16 protein-coding genes are annotated in these 16,868 nt (G+C 64.0%); 1 reads left to right on the forward strand and 15 read right to left on the reverse strand.

Annotation, left to right across the window (positions count from 1 at the left end; genetic code table 11):
- Positions 1-20: 20 nt before the first annotated feature.
- The 15 genes from ACREE8_RS04810 to ACREE8_RS04880 all read right to left on the reverse strand — a co-directional run bounded on the left by ACREE8_RS04810 (position 21) and on the right by ACREE8_RS04880 (position 15,752).
- A complete protein-coding gene (locus ACREE8_RS04810; RefSeq protein ID WP_431571841.1) occupies positions 21-332 on the reverse strand; it encodes a HigA family addiction module antitoxin in 312 nt (103 codons plus the stop codon).
- Positions 332-610 (reverse strand): type II toxin-antitoxin system RelE/ParE family toxin, encoded by a 279-nt coding sequence (locus tag ACREE8_RS04815; RefSeq protein WP_431571842.1) that lies wholly within the window; start codon positions 608-610, stop codon positions 332-334. The genes ACREE8_RS04810 and ACREE8_RS04815 overlap by 1 nt, the downstream gene beginning before the upstream one ends.
- Positions 611-700: 90 nt before the next feature.
- Positions 701-2,827, reverse strand: a complete 2,127-nt coding sequence (locus tag ACREE8_RS04820) for an ATP-binding protein (RefSeq protein ID WP_431571843.1) — start codon at positions 2,825-2,827, stop codon at positions 701-703.
- A 185-nt stretch (positions 2,828-3,012) separates the two neighbouring features.
- Entirely contained in the window at positions 3,013-4,308 is a 1,296-nt protein-coding gene (gene ahcY / locus ACREE8_RS04825; protein ID WP_431571844.1) for an adenosylhomocysteinase, read from the reverse strand.
- Between the two features lie 316 nt (positions 4,309-4,624).
- Complete coding sequence (locus tag ACREE8_RS04830; protein ID WP_431571845.1) at positions 4,625-4,858, reverse strand: excalibur calcium-binding domain-containing protein; 234 nt, start codon at positions 4,856-4,858, stop codon at positions 4,625-4,627.
- Positions 4,859-5,003: 145 nt separating this feature from the next.
- Complete coding sequence (locus ACREE8_RS04835; protein WP_431571846.1) at positions 5,004-7,061, reverse strand: calcium-binding protein; 2,058 nt, start codon at positions 7,059-7,061, stop codon at positions 5,004-5,006.
- Positions 7,062-7,296: 235 nt separating this feature from the next.
- Entirely contained in the window at positions 7,297-8,187 is an 891-nt protein-coding gene (locus tag ACREE8_RS04840; RefSeq protein WP_431571847.1) for a hypothetical protein, read from the reverse strand.
- 361 nt (positions 8,188-8,548) lie between these two features.
- Positions 8,549-9,106 (reverse strand): chloramphenicol phosphotransferase CPT family protein, encoded by a 558-nt coding sequence (locus tag ACREE8_RS04845; RefSeq protein ID WP_431571848.1) that lies wholly within the window; start codon positions 9,104-9,106, stop codon positions 8,549-8,551.
- Positions 9,107-9,111: 5 nt separating this feature from the next.
- A complete protein-coding gene (gene ptsP, locus ACREE8_RS04850; protein WP_431571849.1) occupies positions 9,112-10,911 on the reverse strand; it encodes a phosphoenolpyruvate--protein phosphotransferase in 1,800 nt (599 codons plus the stop codon).
- Positions 10,901-11,197, reverse strand: a complete 297-nt coding sequence (locus tag ACREE8_RS04855) for an HPr family phosphocarrier protein (protein WP_431571850.1) — start codon at positions 11,195-11,197, stop codon at positions 10,901-10,903. Before ACREE8_RS04855 ends, ptsP begins: the two co-directional genes overlap by 11 nt.
- Positions 11,194-11,601, reverse strand: a complete 408-nt coding sequence (locus ACREE8_RS04860; RefSeq protein ID WP_431571856.1) for a PTS sugar transporter subunit IIA — start codon at positions 11,599-11,601, stop codon at positions 11,194-11,196. The genes ACREE8_RS04855 and ACREE8_RS04860 overlap by 4 nt, the downstream gene beginning before the upstream one ends.
- A 37-nt stretch (positions 11,602-11,638) precedes the next feature.
- Positions 11,639-12,577: an RNase adapter RapZ gene (gene rapZ / locus ACREE8_RS04865; RefSeq protein ID WP_431571851.1), complete on the reverse strand. Its 939-nt coding sequence runs from the start codon at positions 12,575-12,577 to the stop codon at positions 11,639-11,641.
- A complete protein-coding gene (locus ACREE8_RS04870) occupies positions 12,574-13,050 on the reverse strand; it encodes an HPr kinase/phosphorylase (protein WP_431571852.1) in 477 nt (158 codons plus the stop codon). The genes rapZ and ACREE8_RS04870 overlap by 4 nt, the downstream gene beginning before the upstream one ends.
- Positions 13,051-13,060: 10 nt before the next feature.
- Positions 13,061-14,968: a stimulus-sensing domain-containing protein gene (locus ACREE8_RS04875; RefSeq protein WP_431571853.1), complete on the reverse strand. Its 1,908-nt coding sequence runs from the start codon at positions 14,966-14,968 to the stop codon at positions 13,061-13,063.
- A 73-nt stretch (positions 14,969-15,041) separates the two neighbouring features.
- Entirely contained in the window at positions 15,042-15,752 is a 711-nt protein-coding gene (locus ACREE8_RS04880) for a response regulator transcription factor (RefSeq protein WP_151175368.1), read from the reverse strand.
- 339 nt (positions 15,753-16,091) lie between these two features.
- On the opposite strand from ACREE8_RS04880, the gene ACREE8_RS04885 reads away from it, so the two are divergent.
- Positions 16,092-16,808, forward strand: a complete 717-nt coding sequence (locus ACREE8_RS04885; protein WP_431571854.1) for a HugZ family protein — start codon at positions 16,092-16,094, stop codon at positions 16,806-16,808.
- The last annotated feature ends 60 nt before the right edge of the window (positions 16,809-16,868 follow it).

Consider the following 16,868-nt stretch of genomic DNA (forward strand, 5'->3'; position numbering starts at 1 on the left):
ACCTCGCGGTCCCGGCCGCTTTAGGCTGCCGTCAGGGTTGGAATCTTCTTCAGCTCGGCCGCCAGTTTCTTCGTCACGGCGGCCAGGTCATAGGCGCTCTGCAGATCGAGCCAGAGCTCCGGGCCGTTGCCGAACAGCTTCCCGAGACGAACCGCCATCGCCGGCGTGACCGGCTTGCGCTCGTCGAGGATGTCGTAGAGATGCTGGCGCGAGACACCGAGCAGCCGCGCGATTTCGGCCTTGGGCCGATCGACAGCCGGCAAGATCTCCTCGCGGAGCAATTTGCCCGGATGCATCGGACGAAGACCGCGCAGCAGGGATTTGGTGCTCATCAGTGATAGTCCTCCAGGTCCAGATCGATGGCATCTTCGCCATCCCAGCCAAAAGTGAGCCGCCGGTTGCCGCCGGCATCCACCGCATGGCGCCCTCTTTCCCGGCCCTTGAGCGGATGGAAGCGCAAGCCCGGCAGATCGAGCGCCTCGGGTCTTCGCGCACTATCCAAAGCCAAAAGAATTCGCCTGATTCTCTCGGGGTTCTGCGCGCTCAATTTCGAGCTGTTGTCGGTCTCGGCGAATCGGCGGAGGGCCTTGCTGCGAAACGACCGGATCACAGGGTAAATGTGTAAACGAAACGCTTACACATGCCAAGTTCCAGCTTACAGGCTGGGACTCCCTGAAGAACTTGGATTGTGGCTCGAAAATCACCCCGCCGCGCGGCGTTCCGGGGTGTTGGCCGGCGCGTCGCTGGGGGCGGCTGGCAGGCGGCAGGTGACGCGGGTGCCGACGCCGGGCTTGGAGATGAGCTCGACATGGCCGCCATGGAGCTCGATCAGGCTCTTTACCAGCGCCAAGCCCAGTCCGCTGCCGCTCTGGCGCCGTCCGCCGACGCGCGCGAACTTCTGGAACGCCTCGCCCTGATCCTGCTCGGCGATGCCGACGCCGTTGTCGACCACCTCGATCTCGAGCTGGCCTTCGACGCGGCGCGCGGTCATCCGCACCGAGCCGCCCAAGGGCGTGAACTTCATCGCGTTGCTGATGAGATTGTAGATCGCCTGCTTGAGGCGCCGCTCGTCGCCGGTGACGCGCCCGATATCGGGCGGGCAATCGAGCTCGAGCGCCACGCCGCGCGAACGCGCCCGCTCGGCGCTCAGGGTCACGAGATCCTTCAGCATCGCGGCGACGTCGACCGGCGCCAGCTCGAGCTGGAGATAGCCCGCCTCGATGGTGGCGATGTCGAGGATGTCGTTGATCAGCAGCAGCAGCTGCTGCGAGGCGTCGATGATGCCGTGGCTGTACTCCGCCTGGCGCTCGGTCAGCGGCCCGAAATATTGCTGATCGAGGATCTCGGCGAAGCCGATGATCGCGTTCAAGGGCGTGCGCAGCTCGTAGGAGACGTTGGCGATGAACTCCGACTTGAGCCGGTCGGCGGTTTCGAGCGCCGCATTGCGCTCGGCCAAGGCGCGCTGCACCCGCACGCTGTCGCTCACATCCATATAGATCATCAGGCAGGCGCCGTCGGGCAGCGGCACCGCCGCGAAATCGATGGTCGAGCCATCGGCGCGCTCCATGCGGCCGGTGCGCGCGGTGCGGTCCTGCAGCCGGTCGATCATGCGCTGCTTGAGGCGCGGCCAGGCCACCGTCTCGAAGAAATTGCGGATGAGGTCGACCAGCTGGGTCGCGTGCGGCTCGTCGACGAGGTCGCCCTCATGGAAGCCCCACATCCGCACGAAGGCCGGATTGTAGAGCTTGAGCCTCCCGTCGGCGCCGAACACCGCGACGCCCTCGAACAGATTGTCGAGGGTCTCGCGCTGTACGTCGATGAGGGTGTTGTAGGAGCGCTCCAGCGCCAGCGTGTCGGTCACATCCTCGAAGGTCATGACGATACCGCCGAAGGGATGGGGCGCCGCCACCCGCCGGATGGTGCGGTTGTCGGGCAGATGCAGCAGCGATTCGAGCGGGTTGATGGCGCTCATCAGGCTGCGCCGCAGCTCGCGCTTATAGGCCGGGAAATCGGGCTGCTCCGGCAGGCGACGCTTTTCGCGCAGCTGCTCCAGGAGCTGCTCCAGGGTCGGCTCGCTGCGCAGGAACTCGGCCTCGAGGCCCCAGAGCCGGGTGTAGGCGCTGTTGAAGAACTTCACCCGGGCGTCGGGGCCCAGGATGATGATGCCGGTGCTGAGCTGCTCCAGCACCTCGCCATGCGCCTGGATATGGCGCGCCAGCTCGAACTGGGTCGACTCGACGCTGGTCATGTCGCGCGCATAGCCGATGAGGCGGCCGTCCGGCAGCGGCTGCTCGTTGAAGTCGAACAGCAGCCGCTCGCCGCCCACGACCGTGGGCCGGCTTTCCGACTGGCCGAGGCCCAGATCGCGCGCCCGTTCGGCGAGCGCCCGGCCGCCGGCGAGCTCGGTCTGTTCCAGCAGGACCCTGGGCCGGTCGGCCTCGACCGAACGGGCGTAGGTCAGATTGACGAAATCGAGCGAGAGATCGGCACGCCGGCGCCAGACCGGGACGGGGATGCTGTCGAGGATCTGCTGCAGCCCGTCGCGCTGGCCGGCGATCGAGGCGATCTGGCCGGCGGCTTCGGCGCGGGCGTTCTCGAGCGTGGTGCGTTCGATGGCGGCCTCGCGCTCGCGCTCGACCGCCCGGGCCCGCTCACGGCGAACCAGGAGGCCCGCCACCACCAGCCCCGCCAGCAGGCCCAGCAGGAGGGCCGCCAGCAGCCAGCTGGAGCCCCAGCCGGGCATATCGCCCGCCTCGGCCGCCAGCGCCCAGCGCGGGGCGCTCAGCCCCACGGCCGCGATCACCAGCCCGCCAGAGGCAGCCCTCACCAGACCCCACATGTTGTGTCCAAGCCCCACGCGAATCACTTTATCGCGGATTTGTCACGGTGGCCATGAGGGGACAATGCGGCAAAGCCGCTGTCAGGCCGATAAAGGGGAGAAGAACCGGTCGGCGGCCGGCCTCGGACTCCGGGGGGATGACCCGGACGAGGCCAGCCTTGCCGATAGAAGATTTAGTAGCGGTAATGTTCCGGCTTGTAGGGGCCCTTCTGGGCGACGCCGATATAGTCGGCCTGCTGCGTCGAGAGCTTGGTCAGCTTCACGCCGATCTTCTCCAGATGCAGGGCCGCGACCTTCTCGTCCAGATGCTTGGGCAGCACATAGACCTTGCGCTCATACTGGCCGTGATTGTTCCAGAGCTCGATCTGCGCCAGCACCTGGTTGGTGAAGGAGGCGCTCATCACGAAGCTCGGATGGCCGGTGGCGCAGCCGAGATTCACCAGCCGGCCCTCGGCCAGGACGATCAGCCGCTTGCCGTCGGGGAACACGACCTCGTCCACCTGCGGCTTCACATTGTCCCACTTGTAGTTCCTGAGCGCGCCGATCTGGATCTCGCTGTCGAAGTGACCGATGTTGCAGACGATCGCCCGGTCCTTCATCTGGCGCATATGGTCGAGCGTGATGACGTCGATATTGCCGGTCGCGGTCACGAAGATGTCGGCCTGCGCGGCCGCGTCATCCATGGTGGTGACCTGATAGCCTTCCATCGCCGCCTGCAGCGCGCAGATCGGATCGACCTCGGTGACCATGACGCGGGCACCCTGGCTGCGCAGCGAGGCGGCCGAGCCCTTGCCGACATCGCCATAGCCGCAGACCACGGCGACCTTGCCGGCCATCATCACGTCGGTGGCGCGCTTGATGCCGTCGACCAGGCTCTCGCGGCAGCCATAGAGATTGTCGAACTTCGACTTGGTGACGGAATCGTTGACGTTGATCGCGGGGACCGCGAGCGAACCCTTCTTGGCCATCTCATAGAGGCGATGCACGCCCGTGGTGGTCTCTTCCGAGATGCCCTTCACATCCTTGAGCATCGCCGGATATTTCTCATGCATGATCTGGGTCAGGTCGCCGCCATCGTCCAAAATCATGTTCGGCGTCCAGCCATCGGGCCCCTTGATGGTCTGCTCGATGCACCACCAGAACTCTTCCTCGTTCATGCCCTTCCAGGCGAAGACCGGGATGCCGGCGGCGGCGATCGCGGCCGCGGCCTGGTCCTGGGTCGAGAAGATGTTGCAGGAGGACCAGCGGATCGTGGCGCCGAGCGCGATCAGGGTCTCGATCAAGACCGCGGTCTGAATCGTCATATGAAGGCAGCCGGCGATGCGCGCACCCTTGAGCGGCTTTTTCTCGCCGAACTCGCGCCGCAGCGCCATCAGACCCGGCATCTCGGTCTCGGCGATGGCGATCTCCTTGCGGCCCCATTCGGCCTTGGAGATGTCGGCGACCTTGAAGTCCTGACGCGCGCTCATCGAACGAATTCTCCTGATTCTCGTAGGGTCTAAGAGGGAAAATGGCGCGCCCCTATAGCAGGGGGCGCGGGGCCCGAGCAAGGGCTGCCGACGGGGCACCGGTAACCCTTTGGCCGAATGCCGCAAATAGAGAAATCCCCGCCCACCGGGACGGTGCCGAAGGGGCTGGGCGGTGCTCCGGCGGCAGCTAGCTAAAGCGCTCTAGGTCGCCCAGTGTTCCAAATTAATGCCTGCCCTTTCCCTGTTGCGTGAGACGACGCCACAGGAGTCGCTTGTAGAAAGGCATCATCGCCCCAAGTCTGAAGCCGAGAAATGATCAACGCCGCAACCAGGGCTCGCAGGCGATGCCATCGCCATCGCGATCATGCTGCGGCCAGTAGCCGGCTCGCCGCGCCTCGCCGGCGCGCGGTCTACAGCTCGAGCTGCGGCGCAGTTCGATTCGGCGGCCAGGTGCCTCAACGCCGTAAGCAGCCCCCAGGCGTTCAATCCTGGCTGTGCCAGGGCGTGTCCTATGAACGCTCCCACGAAGACCGCGGTCGATAACTAGCAATGCCTGTCAGTCCTGCCGGCGCGCCCTCTTGTCTCCATGCGATCGAGGCGACACCCAGCCAGAAAGTCACACTCTCAGGCTGCGTCAATCAGACAGCAGATGGAGCGCCGGCGAACTTCGGCCCGTCGGCGCTCCCAAGGCGGCATCAACTCTGCTCGAGGATCAAGGACTGGGCCGCCTGAGTTATTTCCTGGACGGCACTCAGATAATCTGCCGCCGTCGACGCGACGTTGGATACCACCTCAGCGCCGATTTGTACCCCGTGGCCCTCGAACAGATCGCTCACGGAAAGGTGAGAAGTGTCCTTCATCGTAGCCGATGACTCTGTATCGCCTCCGGGCGCCATCAACATGCCTTCTCCGAGAGGGTACCTATTGTCGACGTCGGTCATGGTGAGCCCTAGGTCACCATTCTCCCAATCCGGAACGAGAATGTACTCGGTTTCCTCTGGACCGTAGTAGTCAACCCACAGACCGTCCTCATTCAAAAAGTATGCAATCGGATCGTCCGGGTTACCCCACAGCATAAAGTCACTGGGTACCCACGATTCATTCTCAAACTCATCGATGTAGACGTAGTAAGCGTCTCTGGTACCACCAGTCAGCTGAATGTCGTCAAAAAAGAGCTGATCGTTTTCATCGGCCCCAATAATCACTTCGGCCGTTTCGGGTGCTTCGTACCCGTGCGCCCACTCTCCGACCTGCATCATGAAGACATCGTTTCCTTCGCTGCCAAACAATGCGTCGGCGCCGTTCCCTCCAATAATCGTGTCGTCGCCGGCCCCCCCGACAATGACATCGATGCCTTCGCCCCCGACAATGGAGTCGTTACCTTCCCCGCCCATCAGAATGTCGTCGCCGCTCTGACCTTGAAGTGTATCGTCCCCGTTGAGACCTATGAGCACGTTCGCCAAGCTGTCACCGGTCAGCTCATCATCGTGAGAACTACCTATGACATTCTCAACGCCCGTTAGCGTGTCGCCGGCAGCATCGCCCCCAGAGACTGTGCTCGAACCGAGGTTGACTGCCACAGCGCTGCCGCTCTCCGCATAGATAACGACATCATCACCATTGCCGCCCGAGATCGCGTCCGCGCCAGCACTTCCGACGAGCGCGTCATCGCCACCGCCTGCCATTAAAGTGTCAGCAGAGTTGGTGCCAAATATCAGATCATCGGTGATTCCCGAAAGGCTTTCCAGCGAGGGGCGATCCACCGTATGGAGATCCATCTCACTTGCAAATATTGTGTCCGAGCCCGCTACGTAGATTTGTTCAAGATTGGCTTGCATGCCAAGCAAATGGTCGACTTGAGTCGTATCCAGCTCTTTAGCTACAAGTGCGGCCTGCACGCTCTCCAGTTCTGAGCGCAAAGACGTCTCGCCCTCGCCCCAGACTGCGAGTCCAACGTCGGTTCCTGCCTCTCCCGCTTCGATGTGCCCCACGTCGAACGACAGGTAAGCGGCCGCCAGATATGTGCGGGCAGGCGCAAACTCCTCGTCACGCGGATGTATGATTTCGTCACCCTCGAGATCATAGAGATCGTTTGCGTCCTCAACTTGATCGCCAAGCTTACCGTCATAGTTCCGGATTATGGTCTCATGCCGCGTGAACATCTCAAAGACGCGCAGGGCTTCAGCTCGAGAGATGTCCTCAGGATCTGCATGCAGCCCGAAAACTTCGCTCTCCCAATAGCGCCGTCGCGCAACCTCTTCATCCCCGTGCTCATTTGATTGATAGCGAATTTCGTACCATGCCTCCTCACGATGATCGCTTTGTAAGGCAGTCAACAGACGTGGGCCAATTAGTGTGGGAAGACCGTAGTAAAGCGACATCAGAGCAGCACGCTCATTTGAGTCAGCGACCGTCGATTCTGAACCGGGTGAAATGTCTATGCCGTTGCCACCGCTTCCATTCAATCTGTAATCCAGAAGAGCCTCATGATCGGGAAAGACTTCCTGATCGAGACTGTCCTTCAAGCCATTGACTGTTGCATCTAATAGCCTTGTCGCAGTGATGTCTGTCATCAGAAAACTCTGAATGGCTTGCTGCTGCGCGGAATTTCCGCCGCTTCCCTGCGCAAAGCCAATGATCTGCAGATTTGTATAAGTGTGCGACTCTCGCCAATCTCGTAGGATCGTGAGACCGTCTTGAACATCTTGGGGCAAGCTGCCGAGCGCAGTGTCGACCGTGTAGCCGAGTGCCACTTTTAAAGCTGCTTCGTTCTCATCTGCAGAGTGTGCAGCAAGATTGTATCCATAGCCGATCGTTGGGTTCCCATCGGCCCCATTATGGATATACTGTTGACCGGATAGGTTTTAATTTTTGAATAAGCGATCATTTTCAGTGTATTTCAGGATGCGAAAGAGCACGTCTTCATAGGTATCGGAAGAATGCGTCGCGCTAAGAGACATGACTTTCCCTTTCTACATCCCATTGGGGTCATCGGTCTATGTTGAGGGCTCCGCGGAATTGACAGACGAGGCCCAGGCTGGTTGGGCTGAAGTACTGCAGGACGGACGTCACAGCGGTTGGCTGCCAGTAAAGAACTTTGCTGGACATGAGATACTGCGTACCGCGCCAGGAAATGACCTCCCACCAATACAACTGATCGTCAGAGATCTCCGCCTGTGGCGCGTGGACGGTCCTTTTGGTGAATATGACTGGGCCACCCGAGGCGCCAACGTCCGTGGGTTCCAGAATTTCCCGGAAAGAATCGAACGACAGCTCGGCACCAAAGAGCTCGTCTTCAGTTGGATTCAATGAAACTGCCATATCCTCAGACACGGTCCCACTGAGCGAACCCTTCCATCTGTAGATGGCATCCTTGCGCCCATCGTTGTTGACATCAGCAATTAGTTGTTCTTTAGACTGAAGCACTGAACGGCCATCTGCCGTGACCCAGTTAACATGTATTTTTCGCCAGTTCTCGAGCAGATAGCTGGTGTGCATGAGCAGACGTTGGCTCTGCCGTGGACCCGCCGCTCGCGTGTAAGGTTGATTCAAAGATTGAAGAATCGACCCACAAACGGTCGCATCCCGGGCAAGTACTTCGCGGAAGAAATTGGCTGGACGTTGTTTCCAGAACTCGGCGGCTGTAATCGAGTCCTCAGCCCAACATGTGCTGGGAGCACACCACAAGCCGAGCATGGCAATACCCAGGAGGCACAGCGCTAACGTGATCGCATTGTCAGGTCGACGGGCGCGTCGCGCACTGGTCTTCACAAACGTCGCTCCTGTTTCATCATTACGCGAAGTTAATGCACGCTTTGGGTGCATGTAAGTTGTGATATTTTTACTTCTGTTGATTGTGTGACCAACCAACATCGACATGTAACCCTCCTATCTCTGCCGACGAGTGGTCTTCCAACTACCTAGGAGTGACCGGTTAAGGAGTCGTCCGAGTCGATCTCACCGTCGGTCGCACCTCAAACTCTGTCTACTTCGCGATATGCGAGCAGATTGCCCCTGAGGTGCCGTCCTAAGCTTTGCATCTGACGTTTTTCCGGCGGATTTGTGACCGCACGAGGACAGCCGAGAAGAAGCCGTAGTTGTGGCTGGAACGCGAGCGCATGCGCCGCCGCGCAGGCTGTGGAAGCTCCCACGCAGTCTGCCTATCGGGACGATGCTCAGGACAGAATCACCGAACTGACGTCGTCACAAGCGGCGGTCACTCTGGGGACGGCGCCCACATCTAGAGCCTGAACCTCTGCTGAATCGCCCGGGCGCATTCCATCGCCGTGGCCCGGCTGGTATCGACCTCGAAGTCATAGCTCATGCCCCGATGGAGCCGGTCGAACTGCCGGCGCGAGGTGCCGATCAGGCGGTCGCCGCGCTGGCGCTCGCGCGCCTCGAGCACCTCGAGCGGCGCGAACACGCCGACCTTGGCGACGTCGAAACCGGCGAGAAGGGTCGCATATTCCGCCCAGTCGCGCGCCGTCATCACCTCGTCGACGATCAGATTGTTGCCCTGGGCCGCGAGGGCGGCGATGGCATGGCGCATGCCCTTCATCACCCGCTCGCCCACCGGCCCGGTCCTGATCTCGACCGAGGGATGGCCGTCTTCCTCGAGGGTCTCATAGAGGAAGGTGTCGGGATGGTCCTGCATCGGCAGCGGCAGCATCTCGAGGAAGCCGTCCATCGCGACCAGCAGGAAGGTCTCGCTCGTCAGGGTCTGGAGCGCCTTCGCGATCGAGCTCTTGCCGACGCTGCCCACGCCATTGAGGAAAAGGATGCGGGCGGCTCTGCTCAAGACCGTTATGCCAGCGTGTTGAAATCGTCCAGCAAGGCGGCGATCCGGCCGGGATCGGACTGGTCCATGATCGTGCTGGCGCAGCGCGTCGCCGCCACCAGATCGAGATCGCGGATGCGCTGCTTGACGCGGGGAAGCGCCGTCGCCGCCATCGACAGCTCGCGGATGCCGAGCCCCAGCAGCAGCGGCGTGTAGCGCGGGTCGCCCGCGATCTCGCCGCAGACGCTGACCGGAATGCGCGCGCGCAAGGCGGCCTCGGTCGCGAACTGGATCAGGCGCAGCACCGCCGGATGGAGCGGGTTATAGAGATGCGCCACCTGCTCCTCGCCGCGGTCGATGGCGAGCGTGTACATGGTGAGGTCGTTGGTGCCGATGGCGAAGAAATCGACGATCTGCGCGAAGGCATCGGCCGACAAGGCAGCGCCGGGCACCTCGATCATGACGCCGATCGGCGGCAGCGGATCGGCGATCTTGATGCGGCGGCGGTGGAGCCGGCGCACCACCTTGTCCAGCACCTCGCGCACCTGGCGGATCTCGATCAGGGTCGAGATCATCGGCAGCAGGATGCGCAACGGCCCGTGCGCGCCGGCCCGGATCATCGCCCCGAGCTGGGTCTCGAGCAGCGAGCGCTCGCGCAACGAAAGCCGGATCGCGCGCAGACCCAGCGCCGGATTGATGCCGCCGCCCAGATGCGCCGCCAGCGAATAGGCGAGCTTATCGGCGCCGACATCGAGCGTGCGCGCCGTGATGGGGCGGCCATGCAGCCCATCAATCAACTCGACCAGCACCTTGTATTGCTCTTCTTCGTCGGGCAGGTCGTCGCGGTTCATATAGAGGAATTCGGTGCGCAGGAGCCCGATCCCCTCGGCCCCTGAATCGACCGCCATCTCGAGCTCGCGCGGCAGCTCGAGATTGGCTTGCAGGCCGATATTGATTCCGTCGCGCGTGATCGCCGGCAGCTTCTTCAGCCGCGAGAGCAGCCGCTCTTCCTTCTCGTCCTCCGCATGGCGCACCTTCAGCAGCGCCAGGGTCTTCGGACTGGGGTTGAGATAGACGCGCCCCGCATCGCCGTCGATCGCGATGACATCGCCGCTGCGGACATTGCCGATCAGTCCGGCCACGCCCAACACCGCCGGCAGGCCCAGCGAACGCGCCATGATCGAGGTATGGCTCTCCGCACCGCCCAGCACCGCGGCCAGACCGCCGACCATGTCGGGATTCATGAGGGCCGTATCGGCCGGCGTCAGCTCCTCGCCGACGATGATGCTGCCGGGCATGAGATGGGAGAAGGCTTCATAGGGCGTCTGGGTCAGGTTGCGGATCAGCCGGTCGCCGACCTCGCGAATGTCCTGGGCGCGCGCCGCCAGATAGGCATCGTCGAGGGCCGCGAAATCCTGCGCGACTTTCGAGATCTCGGCCTGAACGGACGCCTCGGCGTTGAGTCCCTCCTCGATCAGCTTCTCGACCCCGCGCACGACACGCGAGCCGGTCAGCATCTGCAGATGCGCATCGAGCAGGAAGCCGATTTCCTCGGCCGCCGTGCCCGGCAGGTTGGTCGATTTGGCCTTGAGCTTGACCAGCTGCTTCTGCGCCTTGTTGACGGCGGCGGAGAAGCGCGCCCGCTCGGCCTCGATCTGCTCCGGCTCGATACGGTATTCGGGCACATGCACCGAGCCGCCCTCGACCACATGGGCCGGGCCGACGGCGATTCCGGGCGAGACGCCCAACCCCTCGAACACCAGTTCGGATTTGGAGGGAGTCGCGCGCTTGCGGGGCTTGGAGGGGCGTTCGCGTTCAGTCTTCATCGAATTTGCGTCCGATCAGGGATTCGAGCGCTCCCAGGGCGGCGACGGCATCGGGGCCCGATGCGCGGATCTCGATCACCGAACCCGGGCCCGCCGCCAGCATCATCAATCCCATGATGGAGCGCCCCGAGACTTCCATATCGCCTTTGACGACGACGATGTCGGCTTGAAAGGCGCTCAGCGCCTGCACGAACTTCGCGGCGGCGCGCGCATGCAGTCCCCGCTGGTTGCGGATCTCCGCATAGGCCGACAGCGGTGCTGTGCCCGAGGCCAGGCCGGAATTCATTGACCGGCACCGGCGAGCAGCTGCGAGGCGACGTTGATATATTTGCGGCCGGCTTCCTGGGCCGCGGCGACCGCGGCCGGCAGTTTCTGCGTGCTCCGGATCGAGGCGAGCTTGATCAGCATCGGCAGATTGACGCCGGCGATCACCTCGACATTGGCGCGATCGAGCACCGAGATCGCGAGATTGGACGGCGTGCCGCCGAACATGTCTGTCAGGAGCACCACGCCCTCGCCGCTGTCGACCTTGGCCACCTGGTCGAGAATCTCCTGGCGGCGGCGTTCCATGTCGTCATCCGGGCCGATGCAGATGGCCGCGATGTTCTTCTGCTTGCCGACGACATGCTCGAGCGCCGAGACGAACTCCTCGGCCAATCGACCATGCGTCACCAACACCATGCCGATCATGCTGCTTTTCCCCACCCCATGCTCGATCCTGCCGCCTTCATCGATCTGCTCCGGCCCCCCGGTCGAGATCGCGGTGGCGCAAGCTGACATGACGCCCCTGCTCGCGCAACCACTGGGCCAGACGCTCGGCGGTAAAGACCGAACGGTGACGGCCGCCGGTACATCCGATGGCCAAGGTCAGATAGCTCTTGCCCTCCCGCTCGAATCGCGGCAGCAGCGGCAGGAGCAGATTGCCGAGCGCCGCGAAGAAGGGATTCCAGGCGGGATCGGCCGTGATGAACGTTGCGACCGGCTCGTCCCTGCCGCTGAGCGGGCGCAGCTCGTCGCGATAATGCGGATTGGTCAAGAAGCGCGCGTCGAATACCAGGTCGGCCTCGCGCGGCAACCCATGGCGATAGGAGAAGGACATCACCGTGATCGCGGCCGCAGGTGCCGAACGGATCCGGAAATGGCCCTGCAGCAGATGTTTCAAATCGCCGATGGCGAGATCGGTGCTGTCGACCACGAGATCGGCGCGTTCGCGCAAGGGATCGAGCAGCTCGCGTTCCTGGCGGATGCCGTCGGCCACGGGCCGGTCGAGCGCCAGCGGATGGCGCCGCCGCGTCTCGGTGAAGCGCCGGCTCAGGACTTCGTCGCGGCAGTCAAGAAACAGGAGCTTCACCTCGAGGGCCGGATCGTCGGTCAGCAAATGCAGCCGCTCGATCAGGGCTTCCGCCGAGAAGTCGCGGGTGCGGCTGTCCACGCCGACCGCGAGCGGACGCGCCAGCTTGCCGCCGGCAAGCCCGTCCATCAGGGTCAGGGGCAGATTATCGACGGCCTCGTAACCGAGATCCTCGAGGATCTTGAGCGCGGTGGTATGGCCGGCACCGGACAATCCGGTCACCAGCACCACCGGCAGGCGCTCCGGGCGGGATGCGGTCGATGCATGCCCGCCCTCGGTAGAAGCTGGCGCCTCGGGCGCTGCCTGTTGGGTCATGGGGGTGGGATTATAGACCCGGGGCCGAGCTTGACCGCAAGCCGCAGCTTGGCGGCGGCCGAAGCGGCAAAGGGATCGAGGGCGATCAAAGGCAGGCCGACCCCCAGATAATGACAGTTTTGCGCCGCGGGCAGCCGTTCCGGCGCCGGACCCGGCACCAGATCGACCACCAGCGTCAGCGGCGCTTCCACCAGGCCAGGAAGGTCGGCGATGCCGAGTCCCCGGATTTCGATCTTGTGACGCAGCGCCTCGGGAATCCCCGGCGGGGTCAGGGCCCAGAGGGCGGTCCCTCGCCGCTCGATCCGCACCCGGTCGTCGCCGATGAGCCGCGCGCCCCCATCGACCAGCCGCAGGGCCAGATCCGATTTGCCGCTGCCCGAGGGACCGCGCAGCAGCACGGCGCGGCCTTCGATCGCGACCGCGGAGGCGTGGACATCGATCGCGTCGGCCGAAGCTCCAGCGCCGCGCGTCATCGCCGCCGGCTCAGCGCTGCCAGTCGCGGGACTGGCGGTCGCGCGGTTGACGGTCGCGCGGCTGGCGTTCGCGGGCGGGCAACAGAATCACGAAGCGCGCGCCCAGAATCTCGCCATGCGCGTCCTCGATGTTCTCCGCCCAGATCCGCCCGCCCTGCGCCTCGACGATCTGCTTGGAGATCGAGAGGCCGAGGCCCGAATGGGCGCCGAATTTCTCGGACTTCGGCCGCTCGCTATAGAAGCGCTCGAAGATCGCCTCGAGCTTGCCGGGCGGAATGCCCGGGCCGCCATCCTCCACGAGAATCCGCACCATCTCGCCCTGCCTGCCGCAGGCGAGACGGATGCGCCCGTCGGGCGGACTGAAGGAAACCGCATTGGCGATGAGATTGCGCAACACCTGAACCAAGCGGCTCTCGATCCCCATCACCTCGAGACCCTGACGCTCGGCGAGATCCAGCACCAGCCGCGGACCCTCCTGGCCGATCGTGTTCTCATGGAGATCGGCCAGCGCCTGCAGCAGGCGCGGTAGATCGATCGGCTCGCTCTCCGCGCGCGACAATTCCGCATCGAGACGCGAGGCGTCGGAGATGTCGGTGATCAGGCGGTTGAGCCGCTGCACATCGTCGAGAATGATGCTCATCAGCTTCTTCTGCTGCACCGGATCCTCGATGCGCGCCACCGTCTCGACCGCGCTTCGCAGCGAGGTCAGCGGATTCTTGATCTCATGCGCCACGTCGGCGGCGAAGCGCTCGATCGCATCCATCCGCTGCCAGAGGGCGTTGGTCATGTCGCGCAGCGCCTCGGCCAGATCGCCGATCTCGTCCTTGCGCTTGCCGAAATCGGGAATCGCCACCTGGCGCCCGGGCACGCGGCGCACGCGGTCGGCCGCTTCGGCCAGGCGATGGATGGGGCGGGCGATGGTGCCGGCGAGATAGAGCGAGAGCAGCGTCGTGATGCCGGCCGCCACCGCGAAGACCTTGAGAATGCCGAGCCGCACCCGGCGCAGCGAATCCTCGATCTCGCGCCCGTCGGTCGAGACCATCAGCGCGCCCAGCACCTGGCGGTAGCGCTGCACCGGGACCGCGACCGAGAGGATCATGCCGCCGGCGCCGTTGCTGCGGACCATCTCCGCGGTCTCGCCCTGAAGCGCCCGTTCCGCCTCGGGATAATCCTCGGCCTTCTGGTCCGCCGCCTCGCGATAGAGCGGCATGCGCCGGTTGCCCGGCAGCTGCGCGATCACCCAGTCATAGATATCGGCCACCAGATTGCCGAAGAGATTATGCTGCTCCTGGGGCGGCAGCACTTCGATATCGACCTGGCCGGAAGGCCCGACCAGCTTGAAACTGTCCGCCAGCAGGATGCCGTCGGAATCGAACAGGCGCGCCCGCACCTTCGAGACGTCGACCAGCCGTCGCACCGTGTGGCGCGTGGTCTCAGGGAGGATCTTCTCCTCGCCCAAAGGCCCGGTCACGACGCCGCTGGTGCCGAGCGCGCCGGCGAAGAGCTCGGCTTGGGTGCGCAAGCCGGCCAGCTGCGAGTTCACCAGATCGTCGCGATAGTCGCTGAGATAGAGGAGGCCCGCGACCGGGATGGCGATCGCCAGCACATTGAGGGCGAGGATGCGCCGCGTGAGCGGCGACAGACGCCGACGGCGCCGACGGCGGCGGCGGATGGCGGCCTTGGTGGCCGCATCGGGCTCGCGCTTGCCCGGCGGCTTCGCGATATCGGGATCGGGGGCCTGGGGCCGGCGCGCCTCGGGCTTCGCCTTGCCCGCGGGCCGGTCGGCTTCGAACGCCCGGACGCCGTCCAAGCGCGGAACGCCCGGGCCGGAATCGCGGTTCGCCACCAGCGGAGGATCGCTGTCGCGGTCGGGGCCGCGCTCGGGCCGCGAGGCCCGGAACTCAGGCTCCGCCGACATGAAGGATCGGATCGATGGGCGCCGGCCGGTAGCGTGACAGTGATCTCAGCAGCGTCGGAGGTCTCCGGCCCGATCAGTTCTCGCGATATCGATAACCGACGCCATAGAGCGTCTCGATCATCTGGAACTCGCCATCGGACGATTTGAATTTCTTGCGCAGCCTTTTGACATGGCTGTCGATGGTCCGGTCGTCGACATAGATATGCTCGCCATAGGCCGCGTCCATCAGCTGGTCGCGGCTCTTCACATGGCCGGGGCGCTGCGCCAGCGCCTTCAGCAGCAGGAACTCGGTCACCGTCAGCTGCACCGCCTGGCCCTTCCAGGTGCAGGCATGGCGCATCGGATCCATGACCAGCTCGCCGCGCACGATGCTCTCGGGATTGCCCGCACCCTGCGGCGAAGCCTCCGCCTCGCGCACCAGCGTCTCGCGCCGCAGCAGCGTGCGGATGCGCTCGATCAGCAGGCGCTGCGAGAAGGGCTTCTTGATGTAGTCGTCGGCGCCCATGCGCAGGCCCATGATCTCGTCGACCTCGTCGTCCTTCGAGGTCAGGAAGATCACCGGCAGGTCGCTGGTGCGGCGCAGCCGCTCCAGCAGCTCCATGCCGTCCATGCGCGGCATCTTGATGTCGAGGATGGCGAGATCCACCGGCTGCGCGGTCAGCGCGCGCAGGGCCTCGGCCCCGTCGGTATAAGTGCGCACGTTGAAACCTTCGGCTTCCAGCGTGATCTGGACCGAGGTGAGGATGTTGCGGTCGTCATCGACCAGCGCGATCGTCTGAGCCATGGCTTGTATCTTCCCCCAGGAGCAAGTCTAAAGCGTTGATCGGGTCCCCGCCAGCGAACCAGTCCCAGCCTTGTTCTGGGCCGCTTGACGGCCGAAATGCGACGCCCCTGGTTGTCGTGGTGGAATATGGCGCCATTTTGGCGCTTGCCAAGGCAATTCCGAGACGAAATGCTCGATTTTCGAGGTGTTTGCCCCGACTTTGCCATGTTGGTGACCGGGCCACCTTCCTCAGCCGCTCAACCGCTCGGGAGTTGCCATGTCCATCCGACGAGTCAGCAGGCCTGACGCTCGCGAAAATAACGTCAAATCCCTTTCGATTCCGACATCCGAGGTGGGGCGTTGAACGCGACCCCAGCGGACGGCGCCGAGACGTCTGGCAGCGCCGAAACCCCGGGGCAGCTCGCACGCCGATTGCTGCGCGAGGCGGTCAAGGCGGCTCTCGCCACCCGCCTCGAAGGCGGTGCGATCGAAGGCTCCTGGCCCTATGCCTCGCTGGTCCTGGTCGCGGCCGATGTCGACGGCACGCCGATCCTGCTGCTGTCGAAGCTGGCGCAGCACACGCACAATATCGTCGGCAATCCGCATGTGAGCCTGCTGGTCGACGGGACCGGCGGCCACAAGGATGTGCTGACCGGCCCGCGCGCCACGCTCATCGGTCGCACCCGCCTGACCGAGGATCCACAATCGAAGCGCCGCTTCATCGCGCGCCATCCCTCGGCGGCGCTTTATGCCGGCTTCAAGGATTTCCATGTCTATCGCATCGAGCTCGATCGCGCGCATCTGGTGGCGGGCTTCGGGCGCATCGAATGGATCGAGCGCGATCAGCTGCTGCTGCCGGCGATGCAATGCCAGAGCTGCGGTGATTCCGAGGAAGCGATCCTCGCCGCCGCCAACGAAGGCCGCGACGAGCAGCAATGGCAGGCGGTGGGGCTCGATCCCGAGGGCGTGGATCTGCGCCGCGGCACGAATTTACGTCGCATCGCCTTCGAGGAGCCGCTCACCAGCATGAAGAAGGCCCGCGCGCTGGTGGCGCGGGCGCTGGAGGAGGCGAATTGACGATCATCTGTCGCGAGAGAGGAAAAAGGAATCACGCCCCCTCCCCTTGCGGGAGGGGGT

This window comes from Hypericibacter sp. (assembly GCF_050729195.1).
Lineage (GTDB): Bacteria > Pseudomonadota > Alphaproteobacteria > Dongiales > Dongiaceae > Hypericibacter.